At 43.6% G+C, this 20,140-nt stretch carries 17 protein-coding genes; 9 read left to right on the top strand and 8 right to left on the bottom strand.

Annotated features, from left to right (window positions below; genetic code table 11):
* Positions 1–64 precede the first annotated feature (64 nt).
* Both nth and CW735_RS05740 read left to right on the top strand, forming a co-directional pair.
* The gene (gene nth, locus CW735_RS05745) at positions 65–784 is read left to right on the top strand and encodes an endonuclease III (protein WP_100971248.1); all 720 of its coding nucleotides are present in this window, start codon (positions 65–67) and stop codon (positions 782–784) included.
* 297 nt (positions 785–1,081) lie between these two features.
* Complete coding sequence (locus CW735_RS05740) at positions 1,082–2,452, top strand: M20/M25/M40 family metallo-hydrolase (RefSeq protein ID WP_332249013.1); 1,371 nt, start codon at positions 1,082–1,084, stop codon at positions 2,450–2,452.
* Positions 2,453–2,714: 262 nt separating this feature from the next.
* Here CW735_RS05740 and CW735_RS05735 read toward each other — a convergent pair whose 3' ends face one another.
* Together CW735_RS05735 and cspE are read right to left on the bottom strand one after the other, a co-directional pair.
* A complete protein-coding gene (locus tag CW735_RS05735) occupies positions 2,715–2,903 on the bottom strand; it encodes a hypothetical protein (protein ID WP_071979550.1) in 189 nt (62 codons plus the stop codon).
* 131 nt (positions 2,904–3,034) lie between these two features.
* A complete protein-coding gene (gene cspE / locus CW735_RS05730) occupies positions 3,035–3,247 on the bottom strand; it encodes a transcription antiterminator/RNA stability regulator CspE (protein ID WP_032094499.1) in 213 nt (70 codons plus the stop codon).
* A 565-nt stretch (positions 3,248–3,812) separates the two neighbouring features.
* On the opposite strand from cspE, the gene gloA reads away from it, so the two are divergent.
* Entirely contained in the window at positions 3,813–4,196 is a 384-nt protein-coding gene (gene gloA, locus CW735_RS05725) for a lactoylglutathione lyase (RefSeq protein WP_071979551.1), read from the top strand.
* A gap of 164 nt (positions 4,197–4,360) precedes the next feature.
* Entirely contained in the window at positions 4,361–5,524 is a 1,164-nt protein-coding gene (glpQ, locus tag CW735_RS05720; protein WP_083595242.1) for a glycerophosphodiester phosphodiesterase, read from the top strand.
* Here glpQ and CW735_RS05715 read toward each other — a convergent pair.
* Positions 5,519–6,424, bottom strand: coding sequence for a flagellar protein MotY (locus CW735_RS05715; protein WP_071979552.1), 906 nt, complete (start codon positions 6,422–6,424; stop codon positions 5,519–5,521). The two genes, glpQ and CW735_RS05715, sit on opposite strands and share 6 nt — an antisense overlap.
* 421 nt (positions 6,425–6,845) lie before the next feature.
* Between CW735_RS05715 and rnt the strand changes: the two genes are divergently transcribed.
* On the top strand, positions 6,846–7,514 hold the full coding sequence (rnt, locus tag CW735_RS05710; protein WP_071979553.1) for a ribonuclease T: 669 nt from the start codon (positions 6,846–6,848) through the stop codon (positions 7,512–7,514).
* Positions 7,515–7,688: 174 nt separating this feature from the next.
* Positions 7,689–7,883: a bacterioferritin-associated ferredoxin gene (locus CW735_RS05705; protein ID WP_032094496.1), complete on the top strand. Its 195-nt coding sequence runs from the start codon at positions 7,689–7,691 to the stop codon at positions 7,881–7,883.
* 50 nt (positions 7,884–7,933) lie between these two features.
* Here CW735_RS05705 and CW735_RS05700 read toward each other — a convergent pair whose 3' ends face one another.
* From CW735_RS05700 to CW735_RS05680, 5 genes are all read right to left on the bottom strand, one after another.
* Positions 7,934–10,957 (bottom strand): TonB-dependent receptor plug domain-containing protein, encoded by a 3,024-nt coding sequence (locus CW735_RS05700; RefSeq protein WP_083595243.1) that lies wholly within the window; start codon positions 10,955–10,957, stop codon positions 7,934–7,936.
* 109 nt (positions 10,958–11,066) lie between these two features.
* Positions 11,067–12,143 carry a FecR family protein gene (locus CW735_RS05695; RefSeq protein WP_071979554.1) on the bottom strand — a complete coding sequence of 359 codons (1,077 nt, stop codon included), beginning with the start codon at positions 12,141–12,143 and terminating at the stop codon, positions 11,067–11,069.
* Position 12,144: 1 nt separating this feature from the next.
* On the bottom strand, positions 12,145–12,705 hold the full coding sequence (locus CW735_RS05690) for an RNA polymerase sigma factor (protein ID WP_442855910.1): 561 nt from the start codon (positions 12,703–12,705) through the stop codon (positions 12,145–12,147).
* 165 nt (positions 12,706–12,870) lie between these two features.
* Complete coding sequence (locus CW735_RS05685; RefSeq protein WP_071979556.1) at positions 12,871–15,441, bottom strand: TonB-dependent receptor plug domain-containing protein; 2,571 nt, start codon at positions 15,439–15,441, stop codon at positions 12,871–12,873.
* Positions 15,442–15,751: 310 nt separating this feature from the next.
* Positions 15,752–16,102, bottom strand: coding sequence for a Grx4 family monothiol glutaredoxin (locus CW735_RS05680; RefSeq protein ID WP_071979557.1), 351 nt, complete (start codon positions 16,100–16,102; stop codon positions 15,752–15,754).
* A gap of 414 nt (positions 16,103–16,516) precedes the next feature.
* Between CW735_RS05680 and sodB the strand changes: the two genes are divergently transcribed.
* From sodB to CW735_RS05665, 3 genes are all read left to right on the top strand, one after another.
* Entirely contained in the window at positions 16,517–17,098 is a 582-nt protein-coding gene (sodB, locus tag CW735_RS05675; protein ID WP_071979558.1) for a superoxide dismutase [Fe], read from the top strand.
* Positions 17,099–17,513: 415 nt separating this feature from the next.
* Entirely contained in the window at positions 17,514–17,720 is a 207-nt protein-coding gene (locus tag CW735_RS05670) for a hypothetical protein (RefSeq protein WP_015068459.1), read from the top strand.
* A gap of 470 nt (positions 17,721–18,190) precedes the next feature.
* Positions 18,191–20,113 carry a PrkA family serine protein kinase gene (locus CW735_RS05665; protein WP_071979563.1) on the top strand — a complete coding sequence of 641 codons (1,923 nt, stop codon included), beginning with the start codon at positions 18,191–18,193 and terminating at the stop codon, positions 20,111–20,113.
* Positions 20,114–20,140: the final 27 nt, after the last annotated feature.

Here is a 20,140-nt window from a genome sequence, read left to right as displayed (position 1 = left end):
TTATGTATGCTTAACTCTCATTGCTTAAACCAAAATAAATAAGAACAAATAAGGTATACATTACATGGGTAGTGCAGTGAAAACGTTAACAAAAAAAGAGAAAGTTCAGGCTATTATGGATATTCTCGATGAACTTTACCCAGAAGTTCCAGTGCCTCTAGATCACAAAGATCCTTACACCCTCTTAGTGGCTGTTTTACTTTCAGCACAATGTACCGACGAGCGCGTTAACCAGATAACACCTAAACTCTTTGCCATAGCCGATAATCCCTACGATATGGTTTCAATGAGTATTGAGGAAATTCAAAATATCATAAGGCCATGTGGTCTCTCACCAATGAAATCAAAAGGTATCTGGCATCTATCAGATATGATTATAAAGCAGCATAACGGTGAGGTACCTAAAGACTTTGCCGCGCTTGAAGCCATGCCAGCAGTAGGCCACAAAACCGCCTCAGTAGTAATGTCTCAAGCGTTTGGTGTACCCGCATTTCCCGTAGATACCCACATTCATCGTTTGATGTATCGATGGGGTCTGTCTAATGGTAAAAGCGTCGAGCAAACCGAGAGAGATGCGAAACGCTTATTCCCCAGAGAAAAGTGGAACGACCTTCACCTGCAGATTATATTTTATGGTCGCGAATATTGCCCTGCACGAGGCTTTTCACTCGATAGATGTATTATTACGAGAGAGTTTGGGCGAAAGAGCTTTATTAACGAAGTATTGAAAGAAAAAGAGAAAAAAGACAAAAAACTTGCGCAAACGTCAAAACGTAAAGGTTAGTTTAAAAATAGACTCTAGCCACTGTCTTGCTGGTACTGTAGCGTTACTCTATCTTTAGCATTGCCCTTTCTTCATAGTTGCCAAAGCTCACGCCTAAATATTCAATCTATCTCCTTAAATACTACACTGACAGCACACCGTATCGACATTCTAGTTTCAACAGCTATGATTGGACAAAACCATCGGTCCGCATAAATAACAAAAAGTATAAAATAACTACATAAAATCTTGATAAGCACTTTATAAGAATTTGGAGATGTCATGCTACAACTAAAAGCCGCCACATTCGGTGTATTAATGGGCGTGTTAAGCGCTTCATTATCAGCCGCCCCCTCCCCTATTACAGATACGCAGAAAGACACTGCTGAACAATTAATTGAAACCGCGTTAAATAGCAAATTAGGCTACGATATTGTTACCTCTTTAACCACAGAAGTTGGCCCGCGGTTAGGAGGCTCTGAAGCCGAAAAGCGCGCTCGAGACTGGGGCGCAGACTTAGGCAAAGAGTTGGGGTTCGACAAGGTTACGATAGAAGAATTTAGTATGCCTTTTTGGGACAGAGGGCATCTACACATTGCATTAACCTCTCCTTATCAGCAAGAACTATACGGAACTGCGCTGGGCGGAGCTGCGCCAAGTAAAAGCGAAGTAAACGCAGATGTGGTTTACTTTCGTGATATTCATGCGTTAACTGAAGTAAAAGACGGCGAACTGCAGGGTAAAATTGCCTTTGTAGACGGAGATGCTATGGTCAAAAGCCAGACGGGAGCAGGCTATGGACAGGCTAATCAACGCCGCCGCATTGGTTGGCAGCACGCTCAGCGTGGAGGTGCTAGCGCCCTTGTAGTGCGCTCAGTAGGCTCTGACTCCCATCGTTTTCCTCATACAGGTATGATGAGTAAGAACGGTGATAAATGGGCAGAAATACCGGTAATAGCTATTTCTAACCCCGATGCAGACCATTTACGTCGTTTGTATCGCACAGATAAGCCTCTTGCATTGTCACTTCACAGTGAGTCGAAATGGAAGGGTGAAGTAAACAGCGGCAATGTTGTAATGGATATCGTGGGTAGTGAAAAACCAGAAGAAATTGTGCTAATTGGCGGCCACTTAGATAGCTGGGATCTGGGAACTGGCGCGGTAGATGATGGTGCTGGTATTGCTATTACCACAGCAGCTGCGGCACTTATCGCTAAACTTCCAACTAGGCCAAAACGCACTATTCGCGTTGTTATGTTCGGAGCCGAAGAAGTTGGTTTACTAGGTGCGTTTGCCTATGCGAAACAGCATGAAGCTAATTTGGCTAATCATGTTATAGCCACTGAATCCGATTTTGGCGCACAAACTATTTGGCAGCTCGTCTCAAACGTCAACCCAGAGGCTACAATATTGGTCGATGAGATTGCTAAAATACTGTCACCACTTGGCATCATTAGAGGTGCAGCAGATGTTGTTGGCGGCGGACCAGATATTATTCCGCTTGCAGCAAAGGGCGTCCCTACTATTAGGCTTAATCAAAATGGTCGAGATTACTTCGATTTACATCACACTCCCGATGATACTCTGGATAAGATAAATCCTGATGAGCTTGCGCAAAATATCGCAGCTTATGCGGCCAGTATATATTTACTTGCCGACACAGAGGTTGATTTGAAGAGCACGAAATAACACAAATACCAGTGAACAAGGATGTTATACAAGTCCGCATAGATACTTACCCATTCAGCGAGACTTAAAATGTTCGTAATTGCGGCGTGTTACCGCAGGCATAGTGGTTCTAAATCAAGGTGACACAACAAAGAGTACGGACATTTTAAACTCGCCCTTCGGGGAAGTCTGGCAATAACCTATGCGGATTGGTATCAGCTGCTTGATGGTAAAAAGTGTGGTTTGAAAATCAAATATTGAAGAGGTTTTGGCTAAATCAAACTTAAGAGAAGTTTAAAAGCCATTCAAGATAAGCTCTGGTTTCTTTTTTCGAGGTAAACTCAACATGACGTTTGCCATTCACTTCTGTGTAAGCAATGCTGTTTTTGTGTACTGATATATTTGAAATGGGAGTTTGTATAGGAGAGTTTTTAAATGTTTGTGCTTGCAAATTATTTACTTCTTTTATCATTATTATATTTTTGTTTTTAGTATTCCTCTTGTAGTCAGCAATTTATAGTAAGAAATAGAAATTCAAAAAACTTATTAATTAGGCTCTCAAAAGAGAGCCTAATTGCTTCGTAAACTTAACTAGAGCTAAGCTTATCGAACAACAACGTTAGCTGCTTGTGGGCCTTTTTGACCTTGTTCTACTTCGAAGCTTACCGCTTGGCCTTCAGAAAGAGTTTTGAAACCGTCAGAAGCGATTGAACGGAAGTGTACGAATACATCTTTACCGCCGCCGTCTTGAGTTAGGAAACCAAAACCTTTTTCTTCGTTAAACCATTTTACTGTGCCATTTACTGAATTAGACATAATATATACCTTTTAAAAATTGATGTTTGTGTGGTGAAATCACCGATAAGCGATAGACATAAACGAGCTAGTAAAGCAGATGTATATCTATATAAAACTTCAATTGAAGGAATAAAAGAGTGGTACAGCGCAGTATTAGGTAAAGCGTAAAACATATCTAAAGCCCGCGTAAGATACATGCTATGGCAGAGTATGTCTAACCTTTTCCCCATTATTTCGTATATATATTACTAAAGCAATGATAACTCCTCCTTAACCTCATGTTTACTATCACTTTATTGAATATTTTTATTTTGCTGCTTCGCGTCGCTTCCTTTTAGAGAAATAAGGGCGATCCTCACCAAACATACCAACTCAGTATTGCTTAACAGTTACTCACGGTAATTTAAGAACAGCGTAACCCGCTGCAATTCTCAAACATATCTTTAAGAGTTATTCTTTACCGTCATGCGTTTAATTACACTAATTACGCTTGGTCCCATTGCACTTATTTTGTTTATCTGGGTTGCTTAAATTTTTAGATAGCGAATATCTAGTGCACACAAACTATTATGAGAGAATCACTATGAGAATGCTGCATACAATGCTGCGCGTGGAAAACCTCGATGCATCGTTACACTTTTACACTGAGCTCATGGGCATGCGCTTATTGCGCAAGTCTGAAAACAAAAAGTATGAATACACACTGGCTTTTGTTGGTTACGGCGATGAAGAAAATTCTACTGTGCTGGAGCTGACTTATAACTGGGGAGACAATACCTATGATAAAGGTAATGCCTATGGCCATATTGCTATTGGCGTGGAAGATATCTATGGTTTTTGTAAAAATCTTGAAGCTCACGGTGCTGAAGTATATCGTCAGCCGGGGCCTGTAAAAGGCGGTAGCACCGTCATTGCTTTCGTACGCGACCCTGATGGCTATGCCATTGAACTCATTGAAGGCCGATAGCTTGATATCACAGGCGTGTTTAACCGATTCATCCACCGTGTCCGAGCAACCTTAAACACCTCCACACAGGCATAACATAAGTTTGGATAGAAGCGCTTGGATAGCAATATCGTAACAAAGCGCCTTTAAGATGTGTTCGGAGCCGACTCATTTGGAATATAAGTATGAAAGTTAGCGTTGCCACCAGATACCTTTTTACCGCGCCGCGTTTTATTGCAACCCTTGTTACAGCATGCCTCCTTACGGCGTACCTGCCCTCCTTTGCAATAGCGACTTCCCACGAAGATTCTGCGGCTTCCTCTTCCAGTATGGCTGGTAAGCCTTTTGCCATTATTGCTCATCGGGGTGCGTCAGGCTACTTACCTGAGCATACGCTTGAGGCAGCCACTCTTGCATTTTCATTGAACGCTGACTTTATAGAGCAGGACGTAGTTATCACTAAAGATGATATTCCCGTTGTACTTCATGATATTCACTTAGAAACTGTGACCAATGTAGAGGAAGTATTCGCTGATAGAGCTCGGAAAGATGGAAGGTATTACGCCCGTGACTTTACACTTGCAGAGCTACGCACACTTAGCATTCACGAGCGTGAGGATAAAAAGCAAAACCCCGTTTTTGCAAAGCGCTTTTCCGCATCTGCACCACACTTTTCTATTGCCACTTTATATGAACACTTAGAGTTAATAGGCGAGCTCAATCGGCAGTTCGGTAAATCTGTAGGCGTTTACCCAGAAGTGAAGTCTCCATCGTTCCACTTAGCCGAAGGGGTAGATGCCAGTAAGATTGCTATAGAAGCGCTTCAAACGTACAAACTCGATGGCGCTAGCAATAATAGCTATTTGCAGTGTTTCGACTTTAATGAAATCAAGCGCATACGCAACGAGTTAGGCTACAAAGGCAAGGTTGTTATGCTAATTGGAGAGAACAGTTGGCGCGAGAGTAAGACAGACTACAACTGGATCCGCAGCGCAGAGGGTATGGCTAAGGTAGCTGAGTATGCTGATGGTATAGGTCCTTGGCTCAATCAACTTTTCGACGCACAAACTTATGATGACAAACCTTTAGGTAAGCAGTCTTCGCAAAAAAATCAGAGCACAATCAAAGCTGCAGGGTGGATTTCAGAGGCGCATAAATACGGGTTAACGATACACCCCTACACCTACCGCCAAGATGCACTTCCGCTAGGCCTATCTGGCGAACAGCTACTAAATGCCTTAAAAACGCAAGTAAAGGCAGATGGAATATTTACCGACCATATTCCACCTGTTGCAAAGTGGCGCGCTGATTATCTCAATTCGAACGCTTTGCATTCCGCCCGGTTATGACTTAGATAGACGCACCACAACTCGCCTGTTTTGCGCCCTAGACTCGCGGGTGTCATTCGGAGCAATATGACGCTTTTCTCCATGTCCTGTTAGTTGAATACGATCGTTAGGGACACCCAATGTCGTCAAATAGTCTTTAACTTCGTTCGCTCTTTGAATAGAGAGCTGCTCGTTGGTCCAGCGCCCTCCATAGCTATCGGTGTAACCGTCTAACAACACAAGCTCAAGCTCAGCATCTTCTTTGAGGTATTCACCTATCATTGTTAATCGTTTCTGCGAATACTTTGTGAGTTCTGTACTGTTATTTTTGTATGACAGCACGGTATAAGCAATATCGTCGAAAGTGTAAGGCAGTAAGTTAGCAACACAATTTACAAATTCTCTGTAAACGCTGGTAAAGTTGCTAGCGTTTAACGCAACGCTCACTTTATCGTATTTGTTGTACCAATCTTGATAGTAGATAGTGGGCCAGAATCCTTTTTCTAACTCTGACAGCATTGTCCAGGCCGCGTCTTGTGGGAGGTCACCATTGTACTGCTTGCGTATCGTCATATCAGCTATTGGCTTGGGCGCTACGCCGGGCATCCATTTAGGTGGCACTGAGTATACCGCCGCAACGTCAAATCGATTGGGCAGCAGGTGCATATCAAGTTCGAACTCCATATTGAGTTGCTTCGAGGCCACGCTAGTAAACATGGCATCACCATATCCGGGAAGATCATGGTTGAGCCTGCACTGTAACCTAGAATCCTTCTCAACTTGCCAATTTGAAGTCTCAACGGTAGCGGAATACTGACGCATTGCAGCGTGAGACACCGTTGCAGACGCTGCCATACCAACGAGCATTGCAAATAAAATAGCAGGTTTTATTTTCCACCCGATTTTACATGTAAAAGACATACTGACGCCCAGAAAATGAAAATTTTTAACTTATACGCCCACACTTACTCTTCATTTAGGCACAGAGTAGGTTATAAAAAACCCTGTTCCCAGATTATTCGAATGTGTGTAGTAGAGTCGCGCTTAGTGTTATTATCGCCTGAATTGTAGAAAAGTTTAGTCTTGATTGCCAAATGTCCTTGGCTTACTTCCCTGGTTGCCTCTTTTGTTTTAACGTTCTATTTTTGCGTTCTACCTTTACGTTCTATGTTTGCCCTAGCGCTTGCCTGCCCTGCTCGAACAACTTCACACCGTAAAACAGCTTCTATACAATTCATGCTAGCACTTGCCTTACATACTTGCGATAATCTTTGCAGAAACAACACGTGCCCTATAGTTAAGCCGGTCACATCCAAATTCACCCGTTCTTATAAGAGAGTCTATGTCTTCAACTGCTAAGTCTTCTACAGCCCCGTCTTCAACTGCGATACCTAGCTTATCTGAACGATTTAGAGGGTACTTTCCTGTTGTTATAGATGTTGAAACAGCGGGATTTATTGCAGGCACTGATGCACTATTAGAACTTGCTGCCGTGACGGTGAAAATGGACGAAAATGGTCTGTTACACCCAGACCAAACTTTTCACTATCATATTGAACCCTTTGAAGGCGCAAATCTTGAACCTGCCGCATTAGAGTTTAATGGTATTGATCCTCATTGCGCTCTAAGAGGCGCAATAGAAGAAAGTGAAGCCATGAAGGAGCTGTGTAAAGGCGTGCGCAAGGCGCAAAAAAATGCAGACTGCCAACGCTCTGTGATCGTAGCTCACAATGCCGCCTTCGATCAGGGTTTTGTCAATGCTGCCATTCAACGCTGCAATATCAAACGCACCCCATTCCACCCTTTTGTGTCTTTTGATACTACCAGCCTGGCTGGTTTAGCACTTGGCCAAACGGTATTGGTTAAGGCCTGCCGCGCTGCAGGTATTGAGTTTGACCAAAATGAAGCCCACAGTGCACTGTATGACGCACAAAAAACCACAGAGCTATTCTGCTACATGGTAAACCGCTATAAAGCCCTTGGCGGCTGGCCCCTTGAAAAGGAGTGTTAACTAACACTCGCCCCTCCGAAATTAAAAATTTAGCGTCTATAGACGCTAAACATAAGCCTTTTTTGACCACTAAACAATTTGGGTAATTTTTAATGAAAATAATTCTCATCACGACTTGCCAAACTCATGAATAACAATTATTATCATTTACAGATTCATTTGGAGTGCCCAATAATGTTTGTATGTATGTGCTACGGAGTAACCGACAAAAGTATTCGCGCCGCTGTTGAAACGAACGGTGTTGGAAATATGCGTGAGTTGCGTGAGCATTTAGAACTGGGCTCTCAATGTGGCAAATGTATTGGTATGGCTCAGCAAATAATTGACCAAACAATCATCGATGAGTCCCTGTTTAAAAACGTGGGTTAAAACGTTATTTTCTGTACGCCTTCATATTTCCTATCAAAAGCGTTTAACGTTTACTCAAACGAATACTCTAAACCCGCATAATAGAAGTTGCCGTTGATACCACCTGGCGTGGTCGGCGGATAGAGTGCTCCAACTTCCTCTTTAAAAACATTCGTGTCTGGTAGTGTATTAAAAAGATTCTGTACGCCTAAGGTTAACCGAGTTTCCTTTGAAAACTGCCACGCAAACTGCGCATCCATGGTAAATCTAGCTCCTCCATAAATATCTAGCCCTGCAGACGCATCTAGGTGATCTTCATAAAAAGAACCAAAATAATTCAGTCGCCAAGTAAACTCAAAAGACTGCAGACGTTGTTCTAATGTAATACTCCCCCTGTGTGCCGGCAAATTATCCTCCAGCATGCGGATGCGTGCCTCGGTTAGGTTTGGCGCTAATTGTAATCTTCCATCAATAACCGCGGGGTAAAGTGTAACTCGCTCTACCTGCGTGTCTGTCCAGTTATACGCAAAAAGTAAATTGTTTTGCCACTCATCAAACATAAACTGATAGTTAACAACAACATCAATACCTTGTGTTTTTGTGTCAAAATCGTTGGTGAAATATTTCGCTGCATTATATTTTGCAGCGTCGGGGCGACCGTTTTGAATAAGCGTATTGATATCGCTTTCAGTAAGTGGAATAGCTGAAGTAGTGCTAATTCTATCTCTTAATCTAATATTAAAATAATCGATGGTAGCAAAGAACTGGTCGCTAGCTTGCAACACCGCCCCCACACTAAAATTTACCGACTCTTCCGGCTGCAAAGGCGTTGCACCTAATTGCATAGATATCATATCAGTGGGAGGTAACGTAGCTTGGTCTTCAAGCCCGTTTTCGCCATAAGCAGTAGTTACGTTGATAACATTACTCTGCCCCACTGTCGGCGCTTTGAAGCCCGTATTAACAGAACCTCGAATAGCAAACAGATCGCTTAACTTGTAGCGGGTACTGAGCTTTCCGTCGAAAGTCGTTCCAAAATCACTAAAATGTTCTACCCGCGAAGCCAATCCGAATTGCAATGACTCGGTAACAAACAGCTCTATGTCGCCATACATTGCCCAGTTGTTACGACTCCAGTGTCCCGCAGATTGAGGCTGATAGCCTGGAAAACCGTTTGAGCCAATCGCAAACCCTTCGTTTAAACCAAGTGGTGGCTCTAAGGCAAAAGGTCCGGCTATGTATGAGTTTATATCACCGGCCTTTTGAAAGTATGTCTCTTTGCGCCATTCAAGACCTACACCAATGCTGATAGGATCTTCAAAAACCGATTGAATCAGCTTAGTAAAATCTAAATTTAATGTACGCTCAACTTGAGATACGCCTCCGGGATCAAAGGCCGTGGGCGATTCCGGACCTAACGACGGGTTTACCGTGCCACTGATATTATAGTCAATGTTGCTGTAACCAACCGTTGCGCTTGCATCAAACGCCCAGTCGTAAGGTAATTCTTTTTTCAAGCCCAGGGTAACGGAGCCATCTTCAATCACACCGCCGAAGCTTGGCGTAAAGCCGCCCGGATAAAGTTCGTTAAACGCAAAACAATTAGCGCCCACAGGGGTACTGTTATCCGCTATTTTCAGATAGTTCGGATCTTCAAGCACATTAGCGTCGTTCAATATTATCAACGGACAGGATATACCACTATCTACACCGTCTAAATCGGCAACGATTAAGCGCCGAGCCCCGGTTTCGGAGTCGGTTCTGCTAAACACACCTTCTCGGGTTTGCGGGTTGCGGTAATAAAAACCTCCAGATAATTCTCTTTTAGCCGCAGTAAGAAAACTATAAAGCTGGGTAGACGGTGAAAATTTGAAACCTGTATTAATTGCAAATTTAAGGTCTTTATCCACATCTAAAGCCCCCCATACTTGTGCGGGGTTGTCGATGAATGCATTGCCTTGTTGAGTTAGGGCAATAGCGTCATCGCGCTGAACAGAGCGAGATGTGCCACCTTGCTGTCTATACTCCCCAGTAACATTAATAAAACCGTTGTCGCCAAATGCAAAACCTCGATTTCCCTGAAGTTGGAAAAGTTCACCATCTCCCTCGCCGTATGCGCCAGTTTTCAGAGCAATACTCCCGCCCGCTTTCGCATCTTTGAGCACAAAGTTAATTACGCCAGCAATTGCGTCAGAGCCGTATTGCGCAGAGGCACCATCGCGCAATACTTCAACCTGCTTTAAAGCGTAGGCCGGGATAACAGAAATATCTGGGCCTTGAGCACCATCACTCAGACCACCGCCAAGAAAGGTAATAACCGCAGAGCGGTGGCGGCGTTTACCGTTGAGCAGTAACAACGTGTGATCAGATGACATTCCCCGTAGGTTAGCAGGCCGAACCAAGCTGCTTGCATCGTTTATAGGCTGGTCGTTCACATTAAGAGACGGAACCATAACGCTGAGCATAGACAATACATCTGCGTTGCCCTGAGAACTTAAGGATTTTGCGCCAATGATATCTAAAGGAACAGGAGAATCTGTTGCACTGCGGGGAGTATTTCGCGTTCCCACAATAGCAATGCGTTCTAGTGCGTTGCCGTTGTCGGCTTGCTCTTCTTGCTTATTCTGCGAAGCTTTCTTGGTGGTTAATGACGCTCGTGAGCGTATACTCAACACACCTAGCTCATCAGTAATAACAGCAAGTTCGGTGCCTTCTAGTAATTGCTGAAGAGCTTCGCTAAGCGTAAAGGTTCCAACTAATGAATTGGTTTTAACGCGCTTTGCTAAATCGAAAGGAAAAAGCAATGTTGTGTTAGCCTGCTTCGCCAATTCTGTGAGTGCTTCATCTGCCGATTGAGACTTAACCGAAAATGTATAAGAAGGTGGAGAAGCGATGGGAGGCGCCGGGGCCCCTTTTTCAGTTATTGTATTTTGCAGTGCATAGCTGTTGTTTGAGCATATCGCACTGAGTATAGAAATAACTACGACAAGAAAAAAAGCACTTCGCTTTGCATTCCCGTGCTGCGTATCTACAGCAGATTCACGCCAACATAAAATTTGACGTTTAATAAAGTGCGAGATGTTAGCAAAATGCATGTACTGCAAGATAATTTTTCGATGTGCTATTTGTCGTTATTATATTGTCACATTCAATAGCCTGATGCCACTAAGGGCAGTGACATCCGGCTAACTTTTTAATCAATCATCAAGATGCTACCGATAATTGAATGCTCGTTTCTGTTACTTTCTCATAATTGATATTAAAACTACTTTTAAGCGCCGCTAGCAAACCGTCAATATCACCAACTTTAAAGTAACCCGCCACTCGACGTTTGCGCAAGCGCTCATCAGCAATACTGAAACGAACCGACGTATATCGCCCAATCTCTGCTAGTACTGCTTCAAGAGGCTCGCCCTTAAACACAATCATGCCCTGCTGCCATGCAAGATCATCTTCAATATCGTTCTGCGTCATATTCTCACGCGCTTCTACTTTTCCTTGAACCGTCGCCTTTTCGCCAGCGAACATAAGAAGCCCTTCTTCCGCTACAGACTTCTTACCAAAAAGTGATTCTGCAGAAGACGCATCTTTAAATCTATCTTTCACTAACACCTTGCCATCGGTAACAACCAACTCAAAGGCGTTATCATCGATGTACTGCATATTAAACGCCGTCCCTACCGCAGTGACGGTGTTTTTCCCCGCGGTGACTGAAAACGGACGAGACTTATCATGAGCCACCTCAAAATGCGCCTCGCCTCTAAGTAAAACGATACTGCGAGCTGTTGGGGAAAAATCTACAGTAACAATAGAGTTAGTGTTCAGGTGAAGAATAGAACCATCGGCAAGAGTAATATTTTTTTGCTCTCCCACGCCGGTTTCAACCTTCTCACTTGTGCTCGCAAACTCAGCACTATTGTCTAACCATCCGCGCTGCACGACAGTACCTATGGCTAGCGCCATTACCAAAAATGCTGCTGCAATTCCCCAAGTTTTCGAATAATGACGAGAAGAATGAGAAGGCTGACGTTTGTTTTTACCCGCGTCATTTTTACGCATGGTTGCTTCTGGAAACAAACCACTTAACTCATTCAGTACTGACATGTCGTCCCACAAGCTAGCAGCATCAATGAGAGACTGTCGGTGGGCGCTGCTCTCACCCAGCCAGTAATCAAGCTCTGCGAGTTCATTGTCTTTCAAACCGCGATCTAGGCGACTAACCCACAGGCATGCCTGCTCTTGGATATCTTCTTTACTGGAAAATTGACGAATATTGTTCATATTAACTACGGCTTATGTCCTGAGTCGCACTCACGGGTGCTTGGGGCGATGTCGTGTTTTTAGATAAGTCGGCCAAATACCGAGAACACATTAAAAGACCTTTGGCGACATGCTTTTCTACGGTGCTTTCGCTCAGCCCCACAAGCTCTGCAATCTCTTTTTGTCGCATGCCATATACTTTTTTGAGCAAAAATACGCGTTTTACATCAGCTGACAGTGTGTCTGTCGCTCGGCAAAAATGAATAAAACGTTCTTTGCTCTCTACGTTTTTTTCTAAACTATGCCCAACAAGTTCGTAAGGCAAAAGATCCATGTCGTCTAAATGCTGTTTATTTTTATTCTCAGCTTTTGCAACATGGTTCAGCGCTAAATTACGCGCTGTTTTGAGCATGTATGTCCGCTCGTACTGTATTTCTTGTTTTAATTCTGCTTCATAGCTTTTTATAAAAGCTTCTTGCACGATATCTTCAATGTCGTCGGCGCCAACAATAGAACCTACTGCGCGCATTAACTTAGCGCGGTATTTTAAAAAGGTTTCAGCTACTGTCGACTTTCTCTTCATAATATTAAAAGTGGTGTGTTTCGATTTGCTTACATAGGCATTAATAATGCCTGTTTCTTTATCACTTTTCACGTAAATGATGCTCGAAATGACAAATAAAAGGGGAGCGAAAGCTCCCCTCCACTTCGAAACATTTGTGAAAGTTGTGTTCGCTAGTGTTAGCGATTAAAAAGAATAAACACCTCTTAGATAATAGAAGCCACCGTTGATACCGATGGGTGAGGTCGTTGGATACAACGAACCTGCAATACCGGCATACTGTGTATTCTCATCTGGGTATTCATCAAAGGCGTTTTTCGCGCCTACAGTTACAGTAAACTCTTCAGTGAAGTTGTAAGCCACTTCTAAGTCCACAGTAAATTCTGAGCCTACTTTATCGATTGGAAGCGCAGAATCTAAGTGGTCTTCAAAGATGCTACCGTAATAGTTTAAGCGTGCAAGGAAGCGCCAATCACCATTCGTATGGTTCGCCGTTGCACTGTAGCGCACTGCTGGAAGGTTATCTTCTAACATGCGAATACGCTCAGCTGAAATGTTGTCCGATGCACGGTCAACCTCTGTCGATGTCCAGTTGTAAGCAAGTGAGAACTTAGTCTCGCCGCCCATCATCTCCATCGAGTAGTTGGCGACTACATCAAGACCTTCAGTGGTTGTATCGAAGTCATTGGTAAAGAAGCTGATCTCTTGGAAGCTAGATGCATCGTTAATGCCTTGCGCAAGAAGTGCTGCAATATCGTCTTCAGTCAAGGCAATACCAGACGCAGTACTGATACGGTCAGTCAGCTCAATATTGTAGTAGTCCGCAGTAATGAATAGACCATTTTCGAAGTCTGCTACTATACCAAACGTGATACTTTCTGATTCTTCAGGTGTTAGCTGCTCACCACCTTTAAGCTGAGATACTGGATCAGTTGGCGGTAGCGTTGCGCGGTCGATTAGCTGACCACCCGTACCGAATGCCGTTGTAACGTTACGCACATTACTTTGACCAAGCGTAGGTGCCTTAAAGCCAGTTGAGAATGCACCACGGAACGCGATGTTCTCAAGCGCTTGCCAACGGAATGCAATTTTACCTTTAGTCGTATCGCCGAAGTCAGAGAAATCTTCGTAACGTAGCGCACCGGCTAACATGAAGTTTTCAGTGATATAGGCTTCTGCGTCAACGTAAAGTGCAATATTGTTGCGGGACACACGACCTTGGCTATTGGCCGCCAAGCCAGGGAAACCATTTGAGCCAATGCCAAAGCCTTGTGTCGCCAACGGACCTATTTCATAAGAGGCAGTATCACCTGCAACGCTCTCATAACTCTCATTGCGATATTGGAAACCTGTCGCAACGAATAGCGGCTCATACAAACCAACATCGAAAGGCTTGGTAAAGTCGATATCAAGAGTTTGTTCAGATTGTGTATAACGGCCTGGGCTAAACGACGTTGGTGTGTCTGGGCCTAGAGACGGGTTGATTGTGTTGCTGATCGCAAAATCAACTTCGTTTTGGCCAAGGTTTAAACTAACGTCATAAGTGATGTCGTTATCCAACTCACCTTTGGTACCGAACACAAGAGACATGTCCGTTACCGTACCGCCGAAGCGAGGTGTAAAACCACCTGGAAGAATCTCGTTAAACGCGAAGCAATCTGGGTTATTTAGCACCTGATTGATGTAGGTAGGGTTTTCTAGAACGTTATCGCCTACAACGATATCGGTAGGACAGTTACCTGACATATCGCCGGTCAAATCGCCTACAAGCAACAATTGCTCGCCGTCCGCATTTGTACCACCGTCGTTTACACCACCACGATTGTGTGGATTACGGAAATAGAAACCGCCTTCAACCTCACGTTCAGCGAAGTTACCAAACATGTAAGCTTCTGAAGTAGCAGACAACTCGATGCCAGCGTTAGCAAAAAGCTTTACGTCGTGCTTAATTTCAGGCGAGCCCCAAATTTGTGCAGGATTTGCAACAAAGGTATTTCCTGCAGCGACAAGAGCGGCAGCGTCATCGCGCTGAATGCTGCGTGATGTATCGTCAGCAGTGCGATATTCTGCTGAAAGATTAATGAATCCATTGTCAGACAGTGGAAGACCAACATTTCCTGAGAGCTGGATCATGTCACCATCGCCTTCATAGAAAGAGCCGTAACGTGCTTCAAACGTTCCGCCTTCTGAGGCGTCGTTGAGTACGAAGTTGATAACACCAGCAATGGCATCTGAACCGTATTGCGCAGCGGCGCCGTCACGAAGTACTTCTACTTGCTTCAATGCTGATGCTGGTATAACCGAAATATCTGGACCTTGTGCACCGTCTGATAGACCGCCGCCAAGGAACGTGATAACTGCAGAGCGATGACGACGCTTTCCGTTTACTAGCACAAGCGTGTGGTCTGACGCCATACCGCGAAGGTTAGCTGGACGTACAAGTGTTGATGCATCGTTAATAGGCTGGTCGTTCACGTTGAATGAAGGTACAACTGTTTGCATCATGGATACCATATCGGTGGCACCTTGTTGCTTAAAGTCTTCACTGGAAATAATGTCAATCGGAACTGCTGAATCGCCAATTGAGCGCGGAGCAGCACGTGAACCTACTACTGCAATTTGCTCATAATCTTCTGCTTTTGTTTCATCGCTTTCTTCTTGCGCAAAAACAGGCGCAGTTGCGATAACGGAAAACGCAGCAGATGCAGTAAGAATGCTGCGTACGTTTTTAGTTAGTAAAGACAAGTGTGTATTCATGGTGTTTTCCCGAAGTGCTTTTAGTAGCGTTGACGCTTTATGCGTTCTAAACCAATTCAAAAATGATTGTATTTTTACCTTCAACACTGACGATTAATTCGTCAGCACGGCACGATTTATAGAGCGTAACGCACTAAAAAACAAACCATTTTCGACAAAATAAAAATATATTTTTACACCGTAGAGGATTTTGTTTTCTGACTTGTCTATATAGTTTTAGCGGGGGTAAAGGTGGGAGATTTCTTGCCGTTCCTAACAAAAAAAGCCGACTGAAAGCCGGCTTCTTAATATAGTAAACTGATTTACAGTTTTACTCTTCAGTTTTATGTTTTTCAGCAGTTTCTTTGATAAGTGGCTGTAGCTCGTTTTGCTGGAACATTTCTATAATAATGTCACAACCACCCACAAGTTCACCGTCAACCCACAGTTGCGGGAACGTAGGCCAATTGGCATATTTTGGCAACTCTGCACGAATGTCTGGGTTCTGAAGGATATCAACATAAGCAAATGCCTCACCGCACGACATTAGCGCTTGCGATGCTTGTGAAGAAAAACCACAGCTTGGTAGTTTTGGTGAGCCCTTCATATATAGAAGAATTGGATTTTCTTCTATTTGTTGCTTTATTCGTTCAATCGTCGATTGGCTTTCAGTGTTATCCATTAGATCCTCTCAGCGGAATAGTTAATATTCAAGAAGTGGGAATGCTCATCATATTTATCAAGGGGAGGATAACATAATTTATTTTCTCGTTATCCTTCTTAATGTTTACTTCAAGCAATTAGCGCTTTGACCCGCACTAGCGAAATGAAGTACTGCCAATAGAGGCGTTTTCTACGTTGTAAAGTGATCTGTTCACTCAGTCATGCGCTATCTAAAAGTATTAATTAACATTAACGTTTTTACCATGGCAAAAAATTAATAATTTTGTCATTGAGTTATAAGACTTTATCCCCACTTCTACGTTATGCTTTACAACGTAATGTTATTAGTGAGCTAAATTAGCACGTTGCCTCCTTTCCACAGGCGTTAGGGGGTGAATAACGTTATAAATACAAACTAATCATGGAGACCGACATGGCTTTTGAATTACCAGCATTACCATACGAACAAAATGCACTTGAACCGCATATTTCTGCCGAAACTCTTGAGTACCACTACGGTAAGCACCACGCGACCTATGTAACAAAGCTTAATGGCCTTGTTGAAGGTACGGACATGGAAAGCAAAAGCCTTGAAGAGATCATTAAGGCGTCTGAAGGCGGTGTGTTCAACAACGCGGCACAAGTGTGGAACCACACTTTTTACTGGAACTGCTTAAGCCCAAATGGTGGCGGTGAGCCGACAGGCGCAGTAGCAGATGCAATTAATGCGAAGTGGGGGTCATTTGCAGACTTCCAAGCAGCATTTAACGACAAGGCAGTAAACAACTTTGGTTCAAGCTGGACATGGCTAGTTAAAACAGCAGACGGCAGCTTAGACATTGTTAACACCAGCAATGCGGAAACGCCAATCTCTGGTGATTCATTAACACCTATCCTGACTGTTGACCTTTGGGAACATGCTTATTACATCGATTACCGCAATGCACGTCCTAAATACCTAGAAAACTTCTGGGCACTAGTTAACTGGGAATTTGCAAACAGCAACCTAGCGTAAGCAATGTAAAAATAAAAAAAGATTGTTGTAGTCGTCTACGACGAATTACGAAGTCTTAAGAATTGAAGCCTCGCACCTGCGGGGCTTTTTTGTTTGCCCAGCGAAGCTGGCAAACCCGTCAGGTTGAAAGAAACCTGAATCACCCTGACTGAGGGGAAGATAATCCGAATGGCAAGGGCGCTGTTGGCCAACGATAGGGTCTCCGGGGGCCGGCCCGAAGCAAGCCATAGGAAGTTAGAGGTACACAACGAAAGTGAACCTGATTCGGCAAGGCAGGTGGGTAAGCGTGCAAAATAGCGCGAAGCCCGATACTCAGTCAGACCTGTTTTGTGTTTGAGGGTGGAATTTCTAACAGGGAGCCATAACGTGGTTACCAGAACAGTAACTGGGGAAGCCTGGCATTGGATCCAATCAAATGGTTGGACGTATCGTTCAAGGAGTGATCCAAGAATGTTGCGAGTGTGAGGTGGCAGATGAACCCGTAGTAGTGAGTAAGGCTAGGCCGATGAAAGCCAGTAATGGTGTGGAGGGTAAAACCAAGCCGACTATCAGCATTGTGTTTGATAGGATCTATTTTAGCCAAAAGCTTAAATGGATTGCGAAGGGGGGAAGCAGACTTTAAGACTCTGATGAGTTGTGAGTTTTTTTATCATTGATACACAAGCCGCCTGATCAGCGGGACAAGTCGAATCGGTGCGCTAGGAATAGTGATGTCTGGTGAGACAGGCCGTATATGGGAAGTAATTGTAGTCAAATTTGGTAGATTGCCTCAGTGCTAGAACGCCAAACCCTGCAATGAAAGTTACCACAATGTTAGAAAATGAACGATGTCCATAGGGCGCACGATACTAGATTGCAAATTAGCATTGTGTCACTTAGCAAGTGATATGAAGTATGCAGGAGCCGTATACGAGGCCCGTACGTACGGTTCTGTGAGAGGGATGAGGCGCAAGCCTCACCCTACTCGATATTGGGCCGTGTTTAACGTTACACCATATACGGTATTACTAAAAAGTTAAGTTACAAAACCTCACGTTTTCCCGAATACCTACTACCATGAAAGTAAGGGGTTTAGATTTCTGAGGGGTATTTATGGGTATCTTTGAACATTATCAAAGCCGCTTTGAAGAGCGTAAGCAGGAAGAGTTTACCATTGGTGAATTTCTTGAAATTTGTAAGCAAGAGCCACTTGCCTATGCCAACGCGGCAGAACGATTACTTACGGCTATCGGCGAGCCCGAAAAAGTTGATACGGCTAACGACCCAGCACTTAGCCGCATTTTCTCCAACCGCATTATTTCTCGTTACCCAGCTTTCTCTGAGTTTTATGGCATGGAAGACGCTATCGAGCAAATCGTGTCTTATCTAAAGCACGCTGCTCAAGGACTTGAAGAGCGCAAACAAATCTTATATCTGTTGGGCCCAGTGGGAGGCGGAAAATCATCACTTGCGGAACGTCTTAAAGAGCTCATGCAAAACGTTCCCATATACAGGCTTAAAGGTTCCCCAGTAAACGATCACCCGCTGTGTTTGTTTGATGAAAAAGAAGACGGCGAAATTTTAAACCGTGAATACGGTATTCCAAAGCGATATCTCAAAACGATTATGTCTCCTTGGGCCAGAAAGCGCCTGCATGAGTTTAATGGCGATATTACTCAATTTAAAGTGGTACGGGTTTATCCGTCTATTCTCGACCAAACAGGTATCGCTAAAACCGAGCCCGGAGATGAAAATAATCAAGACATATCCGCTCTAGTGGGGAAAGTAGATATACGTCGTTTAGAGCAATATGCGCAGAACGATCCCGATGCTTATAGCTATTCTGGGTCTTTATGCAAAGCCAATCAGGGGCTGATGGAATTTGTTGAGATGTTTAAAGCACCTATTAAGGTACTGCATCCTTTACTTACCGCAACACAAGAAGGTAATTACAACCCTACTGAAGGTTTTTCGGCTTTACCCTTTGACGGTCTCATTTTGGCTCACTCTAATGAGTCTGAGTGGCAGTCGTTCCGCAACAACAAAAATAACGAAGCCTTTTTAGACCGGGTATATATTGTGAAAGTGCCCTACTGCTTGAGGGTAAGTGAAGAAATTAAAATTTATCGAAAATTAATTGATACTAGCGAATTACATGGAGCACCCTGTGCTCCAGATACCTTAGAATGTTTGGCACAATTTATTGTGTTATCTCGCTTAAAAGAACCAGAAAACTCCAGCTTATTTTCTAAAATGCGCGTTTACGACGGCGAAAGCCTAAAAGATACAGATCCCAAAGCTAAATCTTACCAAGAGTACCGAGATTATGCTGGCGTAGATGAGGGTATGGAAGGGCTCTCCACCCGCTTTGCTTTTAAGATCTTATCACGGGTATTTAATTTCGATAGCCAAGAGGTTGCTGCCAATCCAGTACACCTGTTTTACGTGCTAGAAAAGCAAATAGAACGCGAGCAATTTAATCAAGAACTTGCCGATAGATACCTCGAATTCATTAAAGGTTATCTCACACCGAGATACGTAGAATTTATTGGAAAGGAAATACAAACTGCTTATTTAGAAAGTTATTCAGAATACGGCCAAAACTTATTTGACCGCTATGTGACTTATGCTGACTTTTGGATCCAAGACCAAGAATATCGCGATCCTGAAACCGGACAACTGTTCGACCGCGCCGCACTGAATGCTGAGCTTGAGAAAACTGAAAAACCGGCGGGAATAAGTAATCCCAAAGACTTTCGTAATGAAATCGTTAACTTTGTTCTTCGTGCCAGAGCGAATAACAGCGGAAATAATCCTTCTTGGACAAGCTATGAAAAGTTGCGCACTGTTATTGAAAAGAAAATGTTCTCAAATACAGAAGATCTGCTGCCCGTTATTTCATTCAACACCAAGGGCTCTGCAGAGGAACAGAAAAAACACGATGACTTTGTTAATCGCATGACCGAGAAAGGCTATACACAGAAGCAGGTTCGATTACTTTGCGAATGGTATCTGAGGGTGAGAAAAGCGTCGTAACGACACACTCTTTTTGCGCGATTAAAC

Origin of the sequence: Alteromonas sp. MB-3u-76 (assembly GCF_002831605.1) — a bacterium.
GTDB classification, from domain to species: Bacteria; Pseudomonadota; Gammaproteobacteria; order Enterobacterales; family Alteromonadaceae; genus Alteromonas; species Alteromonas hispanica.
This window is presented reverse-complemented; position numbering and strand designations above follow the sequence as displayed.